This is a genomic window from Johannesbaptistia floridana (assembly GCF_057440575.1).
In genome coordinates, this window is sequence record NZ_JALKVM010000112.1 from 1 (window position 1) to 21,288 (window position 21,288).

Here is a 21,288-nt window from a genome sequence, read left to right on the forward strand (position 1 = left end):
CACAAACCCACAAGTTGCGGCTTTTGTCAAGTTTTATGTTAAGAAAGATGTTTATAAAGGATAGCTTAATAAGGGGGGTTTGGATCAGATCTTCCACCTTTAGCAAAAGCTACTGGTTGGGGTTGAGTAATGAGTAAGGAGTAAGGAGTAATGAGTAAGAGAATTGATGTTAAACCTCTAGGAGACAAAGATTATAGAGAATTAACCATAAAGAACATTTTTCCTAAAAAATTAGTACATAAGTTCTGGTGGAAGATATGAGTTTGGGGGGAAAAGTTTATGTAAATATAGTTAACACTATAACGAGCACTGCTATATAATAAAAATTTATCAATCTATACAGAATATTAAGTGCCTAAGCATGAATCCGAGTACACCCGATGAATGGTTAGCAGTGGCTAGAGCAAGAGGAGCAGAAGCAAAAATGATTAATAAACACTTACCGAATTCTGTAGGAGCTGTATATTTAGCTGGTTATGCTATAGAGTGTAGTCTTAAAGCTTTTTTACAAAAACAAAATAAGGGTTTTCCCAAATATGGCAGTGAAGGTCATAATTTGAAAGCCTTATGGAAACAATCACAATTTAGTCTTTCTGATTTAAGAGATAATGATGGTAGCAAAGCTTTTTTTCTAGAACAATGGTCAACAGACTTACGTTACACAAATCAACTAAATAGTACATTGACAACAGAAGAACTGATTAAAGGAGCAAAAAATTTAACTGGGTGGATACAAAACCAAACTAAACGTTATAGGAAAAGAAAATGAATCAATCTGAAATTAAAAGCATTATTCGTAATAATTTAATCTCTTCCAACTTGACAATTGATGATCATAATCTACGAGTACAACCAGACATTTCAGATAGCTGGCACATCATAGTAATTTCTCCAGAATTCAGCGGTCAATCTTACCAGCAAAGACAAAAAATAGTTTTAAAAGGATTAGAAAACTTATCCGTTGAATCTTTAGAACTAATGACACCTGAAGAAAGAGAATGGGCAGGCACATTAGCCATAGACTCGGATTTAACTAATTTACCATTATGGCCGCAAGCTTTAGATAGAAGTAAAAATATTCCTCAACAAATTAATTTTCCTTCAGATTTAGATGAAGATTTAAAAACCCCCATTATTACAACTTTTTATTCTCATAGAGGAGGAGTTGGTCGTTCCACTGCATTAGCATATACTGCTCGTATTTTAGCTAGTAAAAGATTTACTGTATTATGTGTTGATATGGATTTAGAAGCTCCCGGTTTACCAGCTTTATTTGGGAAACAAAACGAAGTAAAAGAAGGTGCTGGTTTATTATCATTATTACTAGAATTAGACCAAGGTGAAATTCCTAATGTTCAAGAAAACATTATGAGAGTTTCTGAAACAGAAGAACTTTACTGTTTAAGTGCTGGTAAACCCAATGCTAACTATGCTAAATTACTTAATTTTCTTGATGTTTCTGCCTGGTATCGAGAAGAGAGAAATCCTTTAAGACAATTAATTGATATTCTTAGTTACGATTTAACTTTTAAACCGGATGTAATTCTTTTAGATGCGAGAACTGGAATAACTAATTTAAATGCACCGTTACTATTTGATTTAGCAGATTTAGCGGTTATTGTATTTTTTCCTCACCCCCAAACAGAAGAGGGGACATCCGCTCTGATTAAAGCTTTGTTAGCATCAAAGAATAAACGACAGGAACATCAATTAACTCCTGAACCCCGTTTTTTAGTCTCACCTATTCCAGCAAGTAAAGCTCCAGAAGTTATCGAAAAATACCAACACCGTTCTTTAGAATGGATTAGTAATTGGTTATCAATAATTCCTAATCGAAATAATCCTATTATTGAATCGGAGATAACTCATTTTATTCCTTATCTTGAAACAATTGCTACCAGCGATCGCGTTTTAACTAATCCAGATGTGTGGCGTGATTTTGAACCAGTAGCCGAATGGATAGAGCTATTTTTACCTACTCGTCGGGAACAAACTTTGAAACCAATTAATCTTGGTGAATCAAAACAAGATATTCTCTCTGAGTTAGAATTTTCCGCGGGTACAACCGAGTTTCAAGATAACTTTTCTGAAACTTTTGTTGCTACTGGATTAGTAGATGAGGCTTTAAAGCCTCAAACACCTCTAGTATTAGGACGCAAGGGTACCGGGAAAACTGCTATTTTTAGAAGATTAACTGAAGAAAATCCAGAGAAATCTATAGTAGTTATGTCCCCTAGTCCTTTAAAAAAAGATAATTATTGGGTTATTAGCTCTGATGGTTTTAAGAACATTCAAACAACTCTGCAAAAAAATCAAGTTACTTGGCGCGAGTTTTGGATGTTACAAGTTTGCCTATCTTGTTATTTTTCTCAAAGGGATAAAAAAGTTTTACCTGATGAAAGTTTAGGTGATTTAACAGGAGACTATACTAGAGAATTAAATTTAATAAAATATCTCCAAGAAACTCTCCGTCGTCCACAACTAGGATTAATAGTTAGAGATTGGTTATTACGATTAGATCAACAATTTTCTTCAGATACTATATTACTTTTCGATGGTTTGGATACAGGTTTTGGTAATAGTACTGAAGACCGTTCTAGACGTAAAAAATCTATTGAAGGTTTATTATCTTTAGTTATAGATATTGGTGATAATTTAAAATCCCTTAGATTTAAAGTGATGTTAAGGGAAGACATTTGGAAAAATTTACAATTTGAAAATAAAAGCCATTTTTTTGGTCGTTCGGTTACCCTACAATGGTCTAATCAACCGGATTTTTTAAAAGTTGCAATTAAACAAGCATTACGCTCAGAAAAATTTCAAAATCTTGTTGATCAAACTTCTTCATCTCTATTAAGTGTTTTAAGTAGTTCTGATTATTTATTACCTGAGCAAATTCTACAAATTTGGAATATTTTAGTAGGTGAAAGAATGAAAGGAGGAAAGTCAGCTTTTACTCGTAATTGGGTCTGGAATCGCTTAGCAGACGGAAGCAATAATCGAAGTCCTCGTGCTTTACTACAGTTATTTTCTGAAGCAAAAGAATGGGAAATTCAAGAACAAAAACGTAATATGTATAATAAAACAATCATTCGTCCAAGAGCTTTAAATTCTTCTTTAGAGAAAGTTTCTCAACAATCTCTAGACGCACTAGTTCAAGAAGAATTTCCCGAATTAAAAGAATTAATTACTCAACTTAAAATGTTGGGACGTTCTCCTTTTCAACCAGATGAAATCAAAATTTCCCCTGAGATTTTAGATTTAGGATTAGAAGTAGGACTGTTATCAATTTATGAAGGTACAGAGGATAATGTCAAAAGATATAAAGTACCAGATTTATATCGCTTAGGAATTGGAATGACTCGTAAAGGACAGGCTTAGCTAGGGCTTGCACCAGTATCTTATTCTTGTATATTGATTAAATTAATTTCCTCATCAGAAATGTCATACCTTCCTACTAAGGTATAGTGGCGTTCATCCACAACTAATAATTTAAACATATTATTGCTTTTATCTACTGCTAACTCCAAAACAGCAACATCGTTTTCCGATATAAATTGTAAGGCGATAGATTTACATATTGCCTTAGGATATCTTAATCTACAAAACTCTATGTCTTGCATAACTTGAACAATTCCAAATTTATCTCCTGGAGATTTTGCTTGACAAGGAATAACAAAATGTGCTCCTTTTTTATTCACACCTAAATAGATCTCATCAATTTCAATTTGCCCAATTTCTTTGACATTTGTACGCAAATGATTCTGAATCGAATAACAAGTAAGCCCTAGAAAGATATCTATAAGACGATTATATCTAACCTTGGTTAGTAGAGCTTGTTCATCAGTTCCGGGAGCATAGCGTTTAACTATTTCAGGCGTAGCATCAAGAATTTTTATTCTTAGTCGATTATTAGTTGGTTTTATTTTTCCTGGTGATGCTTGACTAAAAGCGTAAGTCCCAGTGCCAGTCCCAGTAATTATCCACTCTGAATTTGGTAAAGATTTCTCTTTAATACTTTCTGGCAATTCATGACGAAATCGATATTTATAGATAATATCACCAAGATTTTTAATTCTCTCAAATCCTAGCTGTTCACAAGCTATAGCTAACTCCTGTCTGTCAAATAGAATTTTTACAGCTCCTTCAGTATAGTTATTGAAAAATACTCTTTCTATAACTTTGTCGTACTTACTCATGCTGCATCCTTTTTGAGTCTTTTTCTTTTGGGAATTACGTCATTTGGAACATCCCAATATTTAGATGCTTTTTCCATATTAAAATTCAACAACTCGTATTGATCATTTTTCAAGTCGTAAATATCAAGTTTACTGGTATTGATATTCATCCCTTGGATAATTTGATCCCCAATTGATTTTGCTAAAAAAGGAATAACAGCATTTCCTATTTCTCGAAAGCCATGCCAAATAGTATTATGAAATCTAAACCAGTCTGGAAAAGTATGGAGTCTCGCCGCCTCTCTTACTGTTATACATCTGGGAATAGAGTAATGGATAGGTCTTGGTGCTGTATAAGCACCTCTACTACTAGCTGTACCAGCTCTCAAAGTGTTACACTGGCCATCGGCGGCTAATTTGAAAAAACGGCTAATTTTTTCAACTGTACCTGGAGGTGTTTGTTTAAATCTACGAATAGATTTGGCGGTATGGTTTGAACCAATGTGCCCATATACAACCCGCTCTATGTTTCTTTTATGACAAAGAGCATATTTTCCTTTTGTATCCAATGAATAACTCTCTCTAAACTCAGAGTAGTCTAAGAGATTTTCATCAATTCCGGGATCATCACCTATAAACGCTTTATGTTTCTCTAAGTCTCCTATTGCTTGAATAACAGAAGGTATGTCAGTTAATTCATTTTCTTGGTATATAGGATTTGGATATTTAGCCATCTTAACATCATTTCTTGAGCCAATCATAATGAGTCTTTTTCTTTTCTGAGGTGCGCCATACAGAGAAGCATCAAGAATTTTTATGGGTTTTTCTATGTTATATCCCAGTTTTTCTAACTCTATCACCAACTCTTCAAGAAACTGTTTATGTTTTCCTGATGTTATTCCTGGTACATTTTCAAAAATAAAATATTTCGGCTTGATATTTTTAATCATCCGAACATATTCAAATACAAGTGAATTGCGAGGATCATCTAACTGCCTTTTACCTATATGAGAAAAGCCTTGACATGGAGGACCACCAGCTATTAAATCTACTCCCCTTGAATATCCCTTATTTTTTAAGACTTGAAGTAATTCAGAAGGGTTTAGTAATGAAATGTCTTTACAAATACTTGCTCCATAGGGAAAATTGAAATGGTGTACTAGGGTGTGGATTGGATCATATTCGACAGCAGCAGCAATATCAAAGCCTGAGGCTTCCAATCCTAAGGACATCCCCCCACACCCAGAAAATAAATCTATAGCAACTGGTCTTTTCATCGAAAAACACTAAAGATAAAATAGTAATATAACATTTAGCTGTATTGCTAGGGAAGAGGTGACTTAACTGATAAAATACGGTTACAATCGTTTAAATACTCTAACTCCCCTTTTGATCCCGTCTTTTTTAAGACTTTATCTATCATCACTATGTCCACAACTCCTAGTTTTTCCACTCTCCTAGCTGATTCTACCCCTAGACTCCTCGAACTGCTAGATAAGTTTCAAAATCAAACAATTTTGGTAATTGGTGATTTAACTCTTGATGAATTTACTACAGGAGAGGTAGAAAGAATTTCTCGGGAAGCACCAGTTTTGATTCTTCGTCATGAGGAAACGCGACAGATTCCCGGAGGAGGTGCTAATGCTGTTTATAATTTGGCAAAACTAGGAGCTTTAGTTAAAGTTGTGGGCATTGTGGGTGAAGATAGTCAGGGTGAGGCTCTCTGTAATTTATTTACCAAAGCTGGTATAGATATTAGTGGAGTCATTTCTGTCGCTAATCGCCCCACCGTAACTAAAACTCGCATAGCCGGACATTCTCGTCAATCGGTAACCCAGCAAATTGTTAGAGTAGACCGTAAATCAGATGAATTACCGAATCTAGATGTACAAATCGCTTTAGCAGAGTTTATTACTCAAAATAGTACCACTGTTAAGGCGATCGTTTGTTCTGACTATGGTGATGGTGTTTTTACTCCTAGAGTCATTCAAGCCTGTTTACAACACTCTCTGGTAATTGTCGATACTCAAAAAAATTTAGCCCGCTATCAAAATGCTACCCTATTTACTCCTAATCTTCCTGAAGCAGAGCAAGCCGTTGGCTATCCTATTGTTGATTCTACCTCTTTACACCAAGCCGGAGTGGATCTACTTAAACTAACACAAGCTTCACAAATACTCATAACTAGAGGTGACGAGGGGATGAGTTTATTTGAAAAAACCCCTACAGGCATAGAAACTGCTCATATTCCTGCCTTTAATCGTACAGATGTATTTGATGTCACTGGTGCTGGAGATACAGTAGTTGCTGCTTTAACTCTAGCTTTGGCCTCCGGTGCCTCTTTCTGGGAAGCTGCTGTTTTGGGCAATTTAGCTGCTAGTATTGTGGTGCGTCAATTTGGTACCGCTACAACTAATATTTCTGCCATGAAAGAAGCTTTGATTAATCTTGATTTATGAGTTATGTCAAATCTGTTTAATTAGTTACATAACATAAGATAAAAAAAACAGCGCTGGTTTATTTATAACCTAGCGCTCAATAAGTTTATTAGTATTGAATGGGATTGGGAGTATTTTATCTATCTCATATAACTTTAAAACTTTATAGAGATATAGTAAAAATTGATTCTCCCTCTTGAAAAATTAAAACTAGCTCTCTTTACTGAGAAATTCTTGAGCTTGATTCAACGCAGCAGCACCAATGTTTATAAGTGCCCAACTACCTGCAATTATTACCGGAGCAAGAACTAACACAATTCGCCAGTCCATTTTTACACTTCCTCTTCTAATTAGATAAGTATGTTTTTTTGTTAAAGTTTATTAACTATTCTTATTTTTTCATACTTTTGTTCTATTGACAAGTATCATGAGCAAAAAAATTAGTAGCGGAACGGATGACCACAATAATTTGGTACATAAGTACTGGTGGAAGATGTGAAACTAGGAAAAAAGATAGAATAATTTTAGAAAAAATTAGTAACAGAGAGATTGAGAGGTTGAAAATGCCATCAAAGCAAGATTCTCAACTAGAAATATCTGAAACGCACATATCTCCATTTTATCGAGGGTTTGTGTGGGGAATAGTTATAACTTTAACTGTAGTCACATCAGGTACAATTGGCGCTATAGCTACCCTAAAGTCTCCAAGTCTATTTGAAACTATCCAATCCCTAGATAAACTATGGTTGAAGAGAAACATCAATCTTTGAATCAGCAAACCCACCAATTAAAATATAAATTATTAATTCAAGAGACATGAAATCAATAATGCTTAAACCTATCATCCAAGGCACAATTATTTTATTTTTAGCCCTACTGTTAATTGTTTTAACTAGTATACCTACTGCTTTAGCTCAATCTAAAACAGTCAATTATACTAGTACAGATTTACGCAACCGAGATTTTTCTCAACAAGATTTACAAGGCGGTGTTTTTGCCGATGCAGATATGCGTCGGGCTAATTTTTCTGGAGCTAATTTAGCAAGTAGTATATTAACGAAAGGAGTACTATTAAATGCTAATTTGAAAGGGGCTAATTTGAGCAACTCCTTAGCAGATAGAGTAACATTTGATGGTGCTGACTTAACTAATGCTATCTTTGTAGATGCGATCGCCTCTGGTAGTCGTTTTTTTGATACCAAAATCACTGGGGCAGATTTTTCTGGAAGTATTCTCGATCTCTATCAAGTTTCCTTGTTATGTAAACGCGCAGAGGGAGTCAATCCCATCACAGGAGTATCCACTAGAGATAGTTTATTATGTTCTCAATTCTAGAAATCTCTTTAAATAACACATAAAAAAACTCCCCACTGTCTTCAATCCAAAAATAGAGTCAAATTTGAGATGAGAAGATTATGTTATCAGCTCATGACTAAGACTCTTGACAACTTTTGAGTTTAGTCATAGATTAAGATGATATACGCATAAAGAAGTATTTTAATTAATGCTTAACCAAGCAACAAAAATGTTAGGTTTCCAGAACTAAGGTTCAACTAAAAGCACTAAGTTTTACACCCTTTTCAGGGGAATACTTCATTAACAAGAAATAACGTTCATCTCACCTTTAAATCTATATAAAGATTAAGGGAGAGACGGAAGTAGGTAACAAAACCGAAGGAACGCACTTAAACCAACAATTGGAAGAGGGTGAGTTTCAGATGATTATGCCATCACTTTTAAGTTTAGTAATCGCTACAGTAGCCGCCTGGGCAAGTGTAAATACAAAAGAAGAAGTGTTTCAAGCAAGTATGGGTTTAATAGCTATAGTTTGTGCCTTGTTAACTTTGTTTTTTGCTCCTTGGCTTTTAAAAGTTATAATTGTAGCGTTTCCTTTGCTCTTAGAAAGGTTGAGAGGGTTGTCAGTATCAAAAACACAGTAACTGAAAAAATTTTCTTAACCTTTGATATAGGGATTCTTTACGATAAGTAAGGAATCCTTATTTTTGTTAAAGTTAAGAGTTAGTTAACGCAAAAGAAAACTGATTATGGAAAGCGATCGCCTCAAAGGAATGAATATATACCTCGTTGGCATGATGGGATCAGGTAAAACCACAATAGGTAAGTGTCTTGCTTCTAAAATAGAGTATCGTTTTTTTGATACTGATTTATTAGTAGAAAAAGTTACTCAAAGCAGTATCAACGAAATTTTTGCCCAAGAAGGGGAAGCAACATTTCGCCAATTAGAAACTCAAATTCTTGAACAATTATGTGCTTATACTAGAGCAGTAATTGCTACTGGTGGTGGAATTGTACTTAAACCGAAAAATTGGAGTTACTTACGCCATGGTTTAGTTATTTGGTTAAATACCCCTGTAGAAATACTCTATCAACGTCTAATTAGCAATAAAACTAGACCCTTATTAAAAGAAGGTAATTTATTGGATAAGTTAACTAATCTTAGTCAACAAAGACGTAATTTTTATTCCCAAGCGGATTTAGTTATTGATACCGCCTCTGAACAAAATCCTGAAATAATTGCTAATTCGATTTTAGAGCAGATCCCCACAGTTTTAAAATAAAACTAGGAAAGTTTCAATCTAGAAATAGCCCCTATTCTGGCTTGAGCAAACTTCATCGAGCAACACCCGTTTAATAACATATAAAATAAAAATATTAGATTGGAAAACATCTAGTAGTTTCAATCCCTCATAGGGATTATAGTCGATTTTAACAGATGCTTCATACCCAGGGACTATAGAGACAATAAGTTTCAATCCCTCATAGGGATTATAGTCGATTTTAACAGGGTTAGGCGTGGCGACTGTCAACCGTCTATTCAATGTTTCAATCCCTCATAGGGATTATAGTCGATTTTAACTTAATTTTGCCATTACCAGCATCTACCAAAGTAAGTTTCAATCCCTCATAGGGATTATAGTCGATTTTAACTTCTAGTAGAGTTTATGCTAGTAGGACAAGTTATATCGTTTCAATCCCTCATAGGGATTATAGTCGATTTTAACTAACTTTTTTAACTACCCATTCATGCGCTTCTTCATAGTTTCAATCCCTCATAGGGATTATAGTCGATTTTAACCGATAGCCGATAAATCAGCATCAATTGCAGAGTCGTTTCAATCCCTCATAGGGATTATAGTCGATTTTAACTTACTCCCCTCGATTATATCAGATGTTGTTAATACGTTTCAATCCCTCATAGGGATTATAGTCGATTTTAACGTCAAAGAAATAAAAATAGCTCCGCCTGTTAATAAGTTTCAATCCCTCATAGGGATTATAGTCGATTTTAACACTTTTTATCTAATATTAAATCTCCACACTCTTTTTTGTTTCAATCCCTCATAGGGATTATAGTCGATTTTAACCTGTATTCGTTGAACCTGGTTATTATATCTTAGAAGTTTCAATCCCTCATAGGGATTATAGTCGATTTTAACAAAGATTTATATATTGTTGCTCATCTATTTTATTTGTTTCAATCCCTCATAGGGATTATAGTCGATTTTAACTTGGGACATTATGCTATCTGCCGATAATTTAGAAGTTTCAATCCCTCATAGGGATTATAGTCGATTTTAACATGATAGTTGACTATTTAACTGGGGGTAATTGGGAGTTTCAATCCCTCATAGGGATTATAGTCGATTTTAACGTTTGTATTCCTGGTAGAGTACTGATTATAGCTCTGTTTCAATCCCTCATAGGGATTATAGTCGATTTTAACAGCAGTTCTGTGAAAATAGCTCACTATCTAGTTTTCAAGGTTCAATTGCGCCTAGCCTTGTGAATTAGCTTTATGGCTTTTCTGTATATTAGCACAAAATCTCTGAAATGCCTACTGTATAAAGTGCGCCCCCGCTTTAAACTATTTAATCTGTTCAAAATCGCACAGGTAAAGAGTTTTAGGCTTTTTTTGTTTTATTGTTAATTCTACACCTACCCTGGGGCGCAAAACTTAGAATATATTATTTTAATCGCATCTAAGTGTTACTTAAACTTGATATGTTATTTAAATACTCCCAAGCTTATTTAAGTGCCAGGCTTCTTGAGCGATCGCCCAATCTTCTTCAGTACGAATTACTAGGATCCGAACTTGAGAGTCTTGGGTAGAAATATCAGCATCTTCAGGACGTTGTTGATTTTTTGCTAAGTCTAATTGGAGACCTAAAAAATCCCAGCCTTGACAGGTTTTTTCCCGAACGATGTCTGAATTTTCACCGATTCCTGCGGTAAAAACTAGAACATCTAAACCACCTAAACTAGCTAACATAGAACCTATATTAGCTTTGAGATGATGAATATACATATCAAAAGCTAAAATTGCTCTTTGGTTGCCTTCTTCAACCGCGGCTAAAACCGCTCTTAAATCAGAAGAGATCCCAGAGATCCCTTTTAATCCCGATTCACAATTAAGCATTTGATTAAGTTTATCTGCCGTAAATTGATGTTCTCTTTGGAGATAAATTAAAATTGCTGGATCTATAGAACCACTACGACTACCCATCATTAATCCTTCAAGAGGGGTAAAACCCATAGTTGTGTTAATAGATTTTCCGTTTTGAATTGCTGCTAAAGAGGCGCCATTACCCAGATGACAAGTAATAATTTTTAATGATTCTAAAGGCTTTTGCAGAATTTGAGCGGCGCGATGAGCACAATACTTGTGACTAGTGCCGTGAAATCCATAGCGTTTGATTCCTGCTTCGTACCAATCATAAGGTATGGGATAAACCGAGGCAAATTCGGGGATCATGGCGTGAAAAGCTGTGTCAAATACCGCCACTTGAGGAATATCACCCAAAACCTTAGTAATGGCCTCAATGCCCTTCAGATGAGCTGGGTTATGGCTGGGGGCTAGGGGAATTAAATTAGTAATTGCCTCTTTTACCTCTGGAGTAATTAAAACAGCTTCTGAATATTCTGCTCCACCATGCACTACTCTGTGTCCTACTACATCAATTTCAGAGAGACTATCAATGACTTTAGTGGGGCCTGTCACCAAAGTTTCCAGGGTGCGAGCGGTCCCTTCAGTTAAATCATCTGATTCTAACTTAATTTCCTCTTTTTCCCCAGAGGCTTTAACTTTTAATATTCCCTGACCACTAATCACCGTCCAATCTATAGTAGCTGACCAGAGAGGATGTGGTGCCATTTCCGGCAAACTATCTGATGGTAAGTCATATAGACAGCTTTTTTGACTACTTGACCCGGCATTGAGTACTAAAATTTTCATATTATGCTGTTTTCGTATTGTTGGTTTTACAGGTTTTAACTATGTTTTAATTTAATTAGGCGATCTGAATAGCTACGCATCACCTCTAAAGCAAACATAGGAGTTTCTTGCACAAGAAATAAAAACTTTTCTAAGTCAATTACTACTAACTGACAGTCTGTCTTGGCTTTGGCTGTAGAATAACGTTTATGTTCTGTATGAACCAAGGCTCCTTCACCGAATAAATCTCCAGACTCGATTGTTTCTACTACTTCGTTATTAACAATTATTTCTATTTGTCCTGAGTTGATGCCATACATGACATTGCCTGGTTCTCCTTCAGTAAATATAGTTTCCCCAGCTGAGAAGGTCTTGTGTTCTAGTTTATCTATAAATAACTCAATAGTCTTAGTTGGTTTTAGCATAGTTTTTTCCTGGTAAATCTAGAGGTTGTTGGAGAAGTTTGAGTTTCCCCTAAATCCCCCGCAATTTCGGGGGACTTTTTTTAGATTGCGCTTTTCATATTCTAGGGGCGAAAAATGGCGATCGCCTACCTGATGATTGCTTTCTACTTGTTACTGATTATTTTTTACTTCAAGACTAAGCAGATAGTTACCACCTTTAATTTTTGTTCACCCTTGGGGAAAAATTAACCTTGTTATGACTTTTTACTACTTAATTCAGCAATCATTGCTTCTGTATGTAAAACTGTATCAGCAATAGAGAGAGAATCACTCAAAACAGTAAAATAAGCAATTTTTTGACTTACTTCATTTAGTTGTGCTTCTAATTCTTTAGTTTTAGCTTCATCGACAGTTCTATCTAACTCACTGATTAATTCACCTTTGGTTATAGAATAATAAGATTGATAATCTCGGAAATAGGCACGCATTTCTGTTACTAAACTAATTACTGAATGTTCAGTAAAGCCATATTCTGGTTTTTTATTTTCCATTGATGTACATAACTCCATGTATAAAAGTTTAATTTTAACTGAAGATGAGGTGTTAGGAAATCAATTAAACCTAACACTATTATGTATCACTCTACGTTTTTTCTGTACCTCCCTAAAAAAGGGAGGTGGAGAGGTAACAAAGTATCAAAAAGAGGAGTGAATCAATGGACTAGATGTAAAAAAGGTTTGATTGTCAAAAGAAGAAATCTAACTTACTTTTTTACAAGAGACATTTGTAGCTTAGTTACCATTATTAGATTTTACACTTAGGGTAGCATTAGCTTGAATGTATTCTGGAAGTTCAATTTTCACTGGTTTAGCGTGCCAGATTGTATCACAGTACTCTTGAATGGAGCGATCTGAGGAGAATTTACCCATACGCGCCACATTGAGTATCGACATTTTTGTCCATTTTTGGCGATCGCGGTAAGCTTCACTTACTTTGTCTTGACAATCTATATAGGACTGATAGTCAGCTAAAAGCATGTATTGGTCGTTGTATAGTAGAGAATCCAGTAAAGGACGGAACATACTACCATCACCCTGGGAGAAGAAACCAGAACCGATGAGGTCAAGAGTTTCTTTTAGTTGAGGGTTATTATTGTAATAGTCCCAAGGATTGTAACCTTCTGCTTTAGTTTGGTAAACTTCCGGGGTTGTTAAGCCAAACAAAAAGAAATTCTCTTCACCCACTTCTTGTCTAATTTCTACATTAGCACCATCGAGTGTGCCTATAGTCAAGGCGCCGTTGAGGGACAATTTCATATTACCAGTACCAGAAGCTTCTTTTCCTGCTGTAGAAATTTGTTCTGACAAATCAGCCGCCGGATAGATTACTTGGGAATTAGTCACATTATAGTCTGGCATAAATACCACCTTGAGGCGATCAGCTACCACGGGATCGTTATTTATTACATCTCCCACTGAGTTAATTAGTTTAATAATCAACTTAGCCATATAGTACCCTGGTGCCGCTTTACCTGCGAAGATAAAGGTACGTGGAGTAATATCTAGGTTGGGATTTTGTTTTAGACGGTTATAGAGACTAACGATATGGAGAACATTGAGGTGTTGGCGTTTATATTCGTGAATACGTTTGATTTGTACATCAAACATTGATTTAGGATTGACGATGATGCCTGTTTTCTCTTCGATTTTCTTAGCCAAGTCATATTTTATGTCTTGTTTAACTTGTGTCCAAGCTTTACAAAAATCTGAATCATTGACAAAAGCCTCTAAACCTCGTAACTCGTCTAAATTTTTAGCCCAGGTTTTACCAATTTTGAGATTAATCAAATTAGTCAAGCGAGGATTAGTAAGTACAATCCAGCGACGAGGTGTTACTCCGTTGGTTACGTTTTTAATTTTTTCTGGCCACAGTTCGTGTATATCTTTAATTACCCCTAGTTTAAGTAGTTCTGTATGGAGGGCAGCAACTCCATTAATAGAAGTAGATCCTAAAGAAGCCAGATTAGCCATACGGACATATTTTTCACCACTATCATCAATCAAAGATAGGGATGCTAATTTAGCGTTATCTCCAGGATATTGAATACGAACCTGATCTAAGAAGCGCTGATTTAGTTCATAGATAATTTCTAAATGGCGAGGTAACAACCGACCAAAGATAGAAATAGGCCATTTTTCTAGAGCTTCTGGTAATAGAGTATGATTAGTATAATTAAAGGTTTTGTTGGTAATTTCCCAGGCTTTGTCCCAATTTAGGTGATGTTCATCGATAAGTAGGCGCATTAACTCAGCTACACCCACAGCAGGATGAGTATCATTAAGTTGAGCTGTATATCTATCACAAAAAGTTTCTAAACTCGCCCCTGTAGATAAATGAGTGCGGATCATATCTTGTAGAGAGGCAGAAACAAAGAAAAATTGTTGTTCTAAACGTAATTCTTTTCCTTGTATCTGTTCATCGTTAGGATACAGTACTTTAGTCAAGTTTTCCGAGAAAACTTTTTGACCAACAGCGCCATAGTAGTCTCCTAGGTTAAAAGCTGCGAAATCAAAAGATTCTGGTGCTTCTGCTTTCCAGAGTCTGAGGGTATTAGCAGTGTTTACTTGATAGCCGAGAATGGGGGTATCGTAGGGTATAGCCTTAACTATGTGACTTGGTACCCAACGTACACGATAATTACCCTGAGCATCTACGTAGGGTTCAGTATGACCGCCTAGTTTTATAGTTACTTCTTCTTCGGGACGAGCGATTTCCCACGGGTTACCATATTTTAACCATTTGTCAGTAATTTCAACTTGCCAGCCATCGCGAATAGTTTGGTCAAAAATTCCGAATTCGTAACGGATCCCGTAACCAATAGCTGGAATTTCTAGACTAGATAAAGAATCTAAGTAACAGGCGGCTAATCTTCCGAGTCCACCGTTACCTAAACCGGGTTCTTCTTCTTGTTGAATCAATTCTTGTAAATCCAAGCCTGAATCTTCTACAGCGTGGCGTACTTGATCGTAGATACCTAGATTAATTAAATTATTTGCTAAATGGGGACCTAGTAAAAATTCTGCTGAGAAGTAACAAACAATTCTAGTGTCTGGTTTTTGATAGACTTCATTTGTAGCCAACCAACGCTGTAACAAGCGGTCTCTCACAGTATAGGCTAAAGCCATATAGTAGTCATTTTTAGTGGCTATGCCGGTAAATTTTCCTTGAATATAGAAGAGATTATCAGCGAAGGCTCTACGTAAGGTAATGATCGAAAGTCCGGTACGATCATCTTCTACTTGAATAGGATTATTTGTTAATTGAGTCATTTTCCTTAATTAATAATTGCGCAGGTTATGTTGACAAAAAATAAGGGAATAGAATTTAATTTCCATTCCCTCTCAAGTTGGCTAATCTAGAATGGCCATTTCCAGTTAACTATTTCTGGTTTATCGATACCTTGTTCAAAGGCATGGTTAAGATTGGAGATAATCTCGTTTTTCATGCGTTCTTTCACATAAGCTGCTGTAGAACGTAATTTAGGCACGCGGTCTATTACATCAATTACTAAGTTAAAGCGATCTACTTGGTTGCGGATTGCTAATTCTAGGGGAGTGTTGATGTTACCTTCTTCTTTGTATCCGCGTACATGGAATCTTTCTTGATTACTACGACGGTAGATTAGTTTATGAATCAACCAGGGATAACCATGGAAGTTAAAAATTACTGGTTTATCGGTAGTGAAGAGAGTATCAAAGTCATAATCAGAAAGACCGTGAGGGTGTTCACTTTCTGGTACTAACTTAAATAAGTCTACCACGTTAATAAAGCGAACCTTCAGTTCAGGTAATTGTTCCCGCATAATTGCTGTTGCTGCTAAAGATTCCATAGTAGGAATATCACCACAACAAGCCATAATCACGTCGGGTTTATCTGCCTCTACGCCTTGGTCGTCATTACTTGCCCATTCCCAGATACCAATACCTTTTGTGCAATGTTTAATTGCATCTTCCATATTCAGATATTGTAAATGTTTTTGCTTATCTGAGATAATCACATTGACGTAATCTTTGCTACGCAAACAGTGATCTCCCACAGATAGAACACAATTCGCATCGGGGGGTAGGTAGACACGAACTACATCTGGACTCTTGTTAGTTACTACATCGATAAAGCCTGGATCCTGGTGACTGAAACCGTTGTGGTCTTGACGCCATACTAGGGAAGACAACAAGATATTTAGTGAGGATACTGAGGCACGCCAGGACACGTCATTTTTACATATATCTAACCATTTGGCGTGTTGGTTAAACATCGAATCAACTACGTGGGCGAAGGCTTCGTAGGTATGGAATAAACCGTGACGTCCACTTAGTAGATATCCCTCTAACCATCCTTGTAGGGTGTGTTCAGAAAGCATTTCCATAACTCGACCATCGCGGGCTAATATCCCTCCATCTTCGTCTTCTGGAAGTAAATCAGCCATCCAAGTTTTTTTGGTTACTTCATAAACGGCTTGTAGACGATTAGATGCAGTTTCATCTGGCCCAAACAGCCGGAAGTTATTCGTGTTGCGGCGCATTACTTCTCGCAGTAATTCCCCTAGTTTGCGAGTATTTTCAAATTCCACTTTACCCGGTTCTGAAACCTCTACTGCCAAGTCGCGGAAGTCAGGCATCTTCAACTCTTTACGTACTAGACCACCATTAGCTGTGGGGTTAGCACTCATGCGACGATGTCCTTTTGGTGCTAAATCTTTTAATTCTGGAATGAGAGTTCCATTTTCGTCAAAGAGTTCTTCTGGTTTATAACCCTTCATCCACTCTTCTAAAAGTCTCACATGCTCTTGGTTGCTGTGCATTGCCCCCATTGGCACTTGGTGAGCACGCCAGAATCCTTCTACTTTGTGCCCATCTACTTCTTTAGGACCTGTCCATCCTTTAGGAGTACGCAGGACAATCATCGGCCACATAGGACGCTTAGCTTCACCGCTACTTCTTGCTTCTTCTTGAATACGGCGAATTTCTTTGACACAAGTTTCTAAGGTTGCAGCCATTTTTTGGTGCATCCCAGGAATGTCATCGCCTCCTTCTACAAAATATGGAGTATAGCCATAGCCTTTGAACAGGTTTTCTAATTCTTCGTGGCTAATACGTGACAAGATAGTCGGGTTAGCAATTTTATAACCGTTGAGATTGAGTATTGGTAATACTGCTCCATCTCGAATTGGGTTGATAAACTTATTGGAGTGCCAGGATGTGGCTAAAGGTCCTGTTTCTGCTTCTCCATCTCCTGCTACTACAGTAGTAATTAAATCTGGATTATCTAGTACTGACCCATAGGCGTGGGAAATACTATAACCTAATTCTCCACCTTCGTGAATTGAACCCGGTGTTTCTGGAGTAACGTGACTACCTATATGTCCTGGGAAGGAGAATTGTTTGAAGAATTTCTCCATCCCTTCTTCATCTTCACTCTTATCTGGATAAATTTCTGAATACGTACCTTCTAAATATACAGGACCTAGTACTCCTGGTGCTCCGTGACCTGGACCTGCCATGAAAATCATGTTTAGGTCGTATTTCTTAATCAGGCGGTTTAAATGCACGTAGGTGAAGCTAAGGGCAGGAGATGCTCCCCAGTGTCCTAAAAGTCTTTGTTTAATATGTTCTGATTTTAATGATTCTTTCAGTAGGGGATTACTTTTTAAATAAATCATTCCTACTGCTAGATAGTTACAAGCTCTCCAATAGGCATGTATCTTGTTTAACTCTTCTTGTTCTAAAACGTTTGCAGTTTCTTGTGTAGGTGCTTGAACCATATACAATCCTATCCTGAATTTATTGTGTTTAGGTATTATAAAAATAATTCAGTTTAACTGATTATTTTTTTCTATTTCTCTATTCGCTTTTATTTTAAAAGCAAATAGCTTCGACTTACTTTAATGGTAGCTAAGTACTTAATTGGTTATTTTAGTAAATGTTCTTGGGGAACATTTTAACTTTTAAGTCCTTGCCCATTATTTTCTGTTCTTGTTTTAGACTTTAGCATCATTAAGAAGTATTTTATCTAAAACTATACAGAAATTTCTTTTTTTTTTTATGTATAGCTATATACAGAAACTTGAACCCATTGTTATTTATAGAACCTAGCTGTTTTTTTCCTTTTACTAGTTCTTTTTTTCTCCGGCTCAAATGAGTTATTTTGGTTAAGATTAGATTAAGAAAATTATATTATTGTTGAAAAACAATTTCCTTTTGACAAAAATATTAAGATTTTATTAATTTGTTTTTTAATACTCAAAAGTATGAGATGATAAAAGGTTTTGCCAAAATAAAATACAAAAAACAACAGATATAATATAATTTATGTATAGATAGTTGATTAGTTTTCTGGTTGCTAAGTTTTAAAGATAGCAATTCCAAAGCACGTGAGGTACATTTTCTGTTACGGTGTTCGGGAGTTCCCTTCACTCATATCTTCCACCAGAACTTATGTACTAATTTTCAGGTCACTTCCCGGATTGAAAATCCGGGACAAGGAAAGTGACCTCAGATAGGCGGGCAAAATGTTCATTTCTCTTTCGTTTAAGAAAAGCATCAGGAGAACAAAAATACTGAATATGCCTTGAGTGTAAACCAATTTTTAAGGGCGATCGCATTAATTCTTTAACTCATTACTTCAAAACTTCAAAACTTCAAGACTCATTCTCATTACTCATTACTCAAACACAATCAGTAACTTTTGGTAAAGATGGAAGATATGAGGTTAACCTTTCTCAATACACTGAAAAAGGCTATAAATCTATTACTTTTTAATGTTTTCTGGAACACCGACAGGAGAGAGATTGCCAATAACCCGCAGGTTTTGACACCGAATTAAATCAGTAAAATTTAAACTATTTCGGTTTTCGAGTTGGGGTAGAATTTCAATGGCAGCAAGTAAATGTCTAGCAGCATCAACTTCTGTATAACCACGTCTTTGGGCAATAGCAAGGGCTTTTTGATCTGCTTCTAATTGCTTGGCTAAACTACGGTTGCTTCGCCAAATCTGACTAGCGGCAATCGCTGTTAATCCCCCAGCAATTACTATCCCTAAGGGATCACTCTGCACTATTTCTGTGGTTAATCCCGCTAAACCAACTAAAGTAATCCCTTGGTAAATATCAGGTTTTAACCAACGCACCAGAAGAAGATTAGATACAGTAGCTAATAAGAGTAAATCTCTTTGTCCACGAGAAAGCAAACGCCATAAGTCAAAATTGATGTAAATAGGACGAATCCCTTGATTCCAAGGCAGAGGAGTCGGCGCTTCAATAACGAGGGTTTGTTGTGGTTTGTTAACAATTTTGGTAAACATACGCCCAGAAGCAGGCATGATATCTAACAGGTGAGTAATTTCTTGATCCAAATTCATATAAATGATGATTCTATATACTATATTTGGCTATAATTTTAAGGCAAATTTGTCTAGACTGGTAAATATGCTAAAATAAAATAATTACTGGTAATGTTGAGGTTAAGTGTTGTGGCAGTCGGTGAATCAGAGAGAATCCTAGGGTATTTTATCGAAGAAGCTCAAGAACATTTAGTAACTTTAGAAAAAGGCATTTTAGAACTATCCACTGTAGTCAATGAATCCGAAAGGATAAATGAACTATTTAGAGCCGCTCACTCTCTAAAAGGTGGTGCAGCAATGCTAAACTTAAATAGTATACAAAAAACATCTCATCGTCTCGAAGATGCCTTTAAAATACTAAGAGACGGGGAAGCTTATGTAGACCAAAAACTAGTGAGTTTATTTTTTGATGCTTTTGATGTGCTTCAAGGACTAATAGTACGTCTACAAAGTGGTTTGGGTCTACAGGAAGATGAAGGGGAAGCAATAGTCAAAGAAGCAGAACCAATATTTTTAGAACTACAACAACATCTGAAAATATCTAAAGGAAGTAAAACAGAAACAGCATCCCCAGCAAGAGAAGCTCAAAGTAACCAAGATAGTTTCAATGAGATTATCAAAGGGTTAAGAAAAATGTTGCAAAGATTTAAACAAAAACCAACGCCGACAAACAGAGAAGAATTACAGCAAATTTGTGAAAATCTGAAGAAAGCAGCACCAAGAATAGCAGAATGGCAAGATTTAGTAGAAAAGGCAAAAAGTGCGATCGCTAATCCTAAACATCCTTACTCGTTACTAGCACCAGTAGTAATCAAAGAATTAAAACAAGGAGCGGATTATATCGATTTAGGAGAAGAAGAAAATATAGTTCCAAGTCAAGCGTTAATTAAATTAGCTGAAGCGAAAATACCTCAAGTATTAGTAACCGTAGAACCTCAAACAGCAGCTTCAATAATACTAAAAACATTTAGTAAAAACCAAGTATCCCAGCTAGTGAAAATATTGCAAGGGAACAGTAAATAAAGCTGAGTAACTAATGTGAAGCAAAAATAGAATTAATTGTGGATTTGAGGTGTTAGGTTTAAAGAAGTATTAGGTAAATTTAGAAGGGGAAATTAATCTCTATTATTATTCATGTAATCGTTAAAAATAGTCTAGATTCTAAATTAACATTATTGTCTTCATCTGTTTTTTTTATGTTTGTATCAATGTTTAAATTTATTGTAGAAATAATCAATCTGATAATTGTACCTCTGTGCTTCATCGGTGCTTGGCTATTTATAATAAGTATAGGATTAAGTATTTATAGTGCCATCAGGGATACAGCAAAGCAAGCTAAACAGATGCACAATATACCCTGCTCTGAGTGTAGCTACTTTACTAATGACTATCGTCTCAAATGCACAATTCATCCAATTAAAGCTAATACAACTGAAGCAGTTGACTGTCGTGATTATCTCAAAGAATAGGCTTTGAGGCAATAAACAAGCTAAAAAAAAGAAAAAAATGATCTGAACCTGATTAAAAATTGCTATAAGCGCGTTTTTTAGTCTACTAAGGTAGAAAACAAAAAAAGATATATGTCAACATCCCACCACGATCATCGGAGTACCGATGATCGTGGGGGCTTGCAAAAG

18 protein-coding genes, 1 CRISPR repeat array and 1 riboswitch are annotated in these 21,288 nt (G+C 35.9%); of the genes, 9 read left to right on the plus strand and 9 right to left on the minus strand.

All coding sequences use genetic code 11. The annotated features are described in order from the left end of the window. The first annotated feature begins 361 nt into the window (after positions 1–361). Positions 362–769, plus strand: a complete 408-nt coding sequence (locus MW688_RS08060) for a HEPN domain-containing protein (protein ID WP_486735440.1) — start codon at positions 362–364, stop codon at positions 767–769. Beyond that, positions 766–3,381: a P-loop ATPase, Sll1717 family gene (locus MW688_RS08065; RefSeq protein WP_486735441.1), complete on the plus strand. Its 2,616-nt coding sequence runs from the start codon at positions 766–768 to the stop codon at positions 3,379–3,381. The genes MW688_RS08060 and MW688_RS08065 overlap by 4 nt, the downstream gene beginning before the upstream one ends. Positions 3,382–3,401: 20 nt before the next feature. Here MW688_RS08065 and MW688_RS08070 read toward each other — a convergent pair whose 3' ends face one another. Together MW688_RS08070 and MW688_RS08075 are read right to left on the minus strand one after the other, a co-directional pair. Further along, positions 3,402–4,199: an endonuclease gene (locus tag MW688_RS08070; protein ID WP_486735442.1), complete on the minus strand. Its 798-nt coding sequence runs from the start codon at positions 4,197–4,199 to the stop codon at positions 3,402–3,404. Next, entirely contained in the window at positions 4,196–5,455 is a 1,260-nt protein-coding gene (locus MW688_RS08075; RefSeq protein ID WP_486735443.1) for a DNA cytosine methyltransferase, read from the minus strand. The genes MW688_RS08070 and MW688_RS08075 overlap by 4 nt, the downstream gene beginning before the upstream one ends. Positions 5,456–5,605: 150 nt before the next feature. Between MW688_RS08075 and MW688_RS08080 the strand changes: the two genes are divergently transcribed. Beyond that, a complete protein-coding gene (locus tag MW688_RS08080; RefSeq protein ID WP_486735444.1) occupies positions 5,606–6,637 on the plus strand; it encodes a bifunctional heptose 7-phosphate kinase/heptose 1-phosphate adenyltransferase in 1,032 nt (343 codons plus the stop codon). Positions 6,638–6,826: 189 nt separating this feature from the next. Here the strand turns inward: MW688_RS08080 and MW688_RS08085 are convergent, their stop codons facing one another. Further along, positions 6,827–6,946, minus strand: a complete 120-nt coding sequence (locus MW688_RS08085) for a photosystem II protein Y (protein WP_486735445.1) — start codon at positions 6,944–6,946, stop codon at positions 6,827–6,829. Positions 6,947–7,071: 125 nt separating this feature from the next. On the opposite strand from MW688_RS08085, the gene MW688_RS08090 reads away from it, so the two are divergent. From MW688_RS08090 to MW688_RS08105, 4 genes are all read left to right on the plus strand, one after another. Beyond that, positions 7,072–7,386 (plus strand): hypothetical protein, encoded by a 315-nt coding sequence (locus MW688_RS08090; protein ID WP_486735446.1) that lies wholly within the window; start codon positions 7,072–7,074, stop codon positions 7,384–7,386. Between the two features lie 58 nt (positions 7,387–7,444). Continuing rightward, complete coding sequence (locus MW688_RS08095) at positions 7,445–7,951, plus strand: pentapeptide repeat-containing protein (protein ID WP_486735447.1); 507 nt, start codon at positions 7,445–7,447, stop codon at positions 7,949–7,951. Between the two features lie 273 nt (positions 7,952–8,224). Next, positions 8,225–8,302, plus strand: a riboswitch (Glutamine riboswitch). A gap of 32 nt (positions 8,303–8,334) precedes the next feature. Further along, positions 8,335–8,556: a riboflavin synthase subunit alpha gene (locus tag MW688_RS08100; protein WP_486735448.1), complete on the plus strand. Its 222-nt coding sequence runs from the start codon at positions 8,335–8,337 to the stop codon at positions 8,554–8,556. A gap of 105 nt (positions 8,557–8,661) precedes the next feature. After that, positions 8,662–9,195 (plus strand): shikimate kinase, encoded by a 534-nt coding sequence (locus MW688_RS08105; RefSeq protein WP_486735449.1) that lies wholly within the window; start codon positions 8,662–8,664, stop codon positions 9,193–9,195. Between the two features lie 116 nt (positions 9,196–9,311). Continuing rightward, positions 9,312–10,361: a CRISPR direct-repeat array (repeat unit 37 nt; unit sequence GTTTCAATCCCTCATAGGGATTATAGTCGATTTTAAC). Positions 10,362–10,646: 285 nt separating this feature from the next. Here the strand turns inward: MW688_RS08105 and MW688_RS08110 are convergent. From MW688_RS08110 to MW688_RS08135, 6 genes are all read right to left on the minus strand, one after another. Beyond that, complete coding sequence (locus tag MW688_RS08110) at positions 10,647–11,870, minus strand: acetate kinase (protein WP_486735450.1); 1,224 nt, start codon at positions 11,868–11,870, stop codon at positions 10,647–10,649. 35 nt (positions 11,871–11,905) lie between these two features. Continuing rightward, complete coding sequence (locus tag MW688_RS08115; RefSeq protein ID WP_486735451.1) at positions 11,906–12,274, minus strand: cyclic nucleotide-binding domain-containing protein; 369 nt, start codon at positions 12,272–12,274, stop codon at positions 11,906–11,908. Positions 12,275–12,507: 233 nt separating this feature from the next. Next, positions 12,508–12,804 carry a hypothetical protein gene (locus MW688_RS08120; RefSeq protein WP_486735452.1) on the minus strand — a complete coding sequence of 99 codons (297 nt, stop codon included), beginning with the start codon at positions 12,802–12,804 and terminating at the stop codon, positions 12,508–12,510. A 240-nt stretch (positions 12,805–13,044) separates the two neighbouring features. After that, positions 13,045–15,582: a glycogen/starch/alpha-glucan phosphorylase gene (locus MW688_RS08125; RefSeq protein WP_486735453.1), complete on the minus strand. Its 2,538-nt coding sequence runs from the start codon at positions 15,580–15,582 to the stop codon at positions 13,045–13,047. A gap of 86 nt (positions 15,583–15,668) precedes the next feature. Continuing rightward, positions 15,669–18,074 (minus strand): phosphoketolase family protein, encoded by a 2,406-nt coding sequence (locus MW688_RS08130; protein ID WP_486735454.1) that lies wholly within the window; start codon positions 18,072–18,074, stop codon positions 15,669–15,671. A 986-nt stretch (positions 18,075–19,060) separates the two neighbouring features. Continuing rightward, positions 19,061–19,669: a DUF3318 domain-containing protein gene (locus MW688_RS08135; RefSeq protein ID WP_486735455.1), complete on the minus strand. Its 609-nt coding sequence runs from the start codon at positions 19,667–19,669 to the stop codon at positions 19,061–19,063. Positions 19,670–19,762: 93 nt separating this feature from the next. Here MW688_RS08135 and MW688_RS08140 point away from each other — a divergent pair, with 93 nt between their 5' ends. Both MW688_RS08140 and MW688_RS08145 read left to right on the plus strand, forming a co-directional pair. Continuing rightward, the gene (locus MW688_RS08140; RefSeq protein WP_486735456.1) at positions 19,763–20,674 is read left to right on the plus strand and encodes an Hpt domain-containing protein; all 912 of its coding nucleotides are present in this window, start codon (positions 19,763–19,765) and stop codon (positions 20,672–20,674) included. A gap of 185 nt (positions 20,675–20,859) precedes the next feature. Next, positions 20,860–21,120, plus strand: coding sequence for a hypothetical protein (locus tag MW688_RS08145; protein WP_486735457.1), 261 nt, complete (start codon positions 20,860–20,862; stop codon positions 21,118–21,120). Positions 21,121–21,288: the final 168 nt, after the last annotated feature.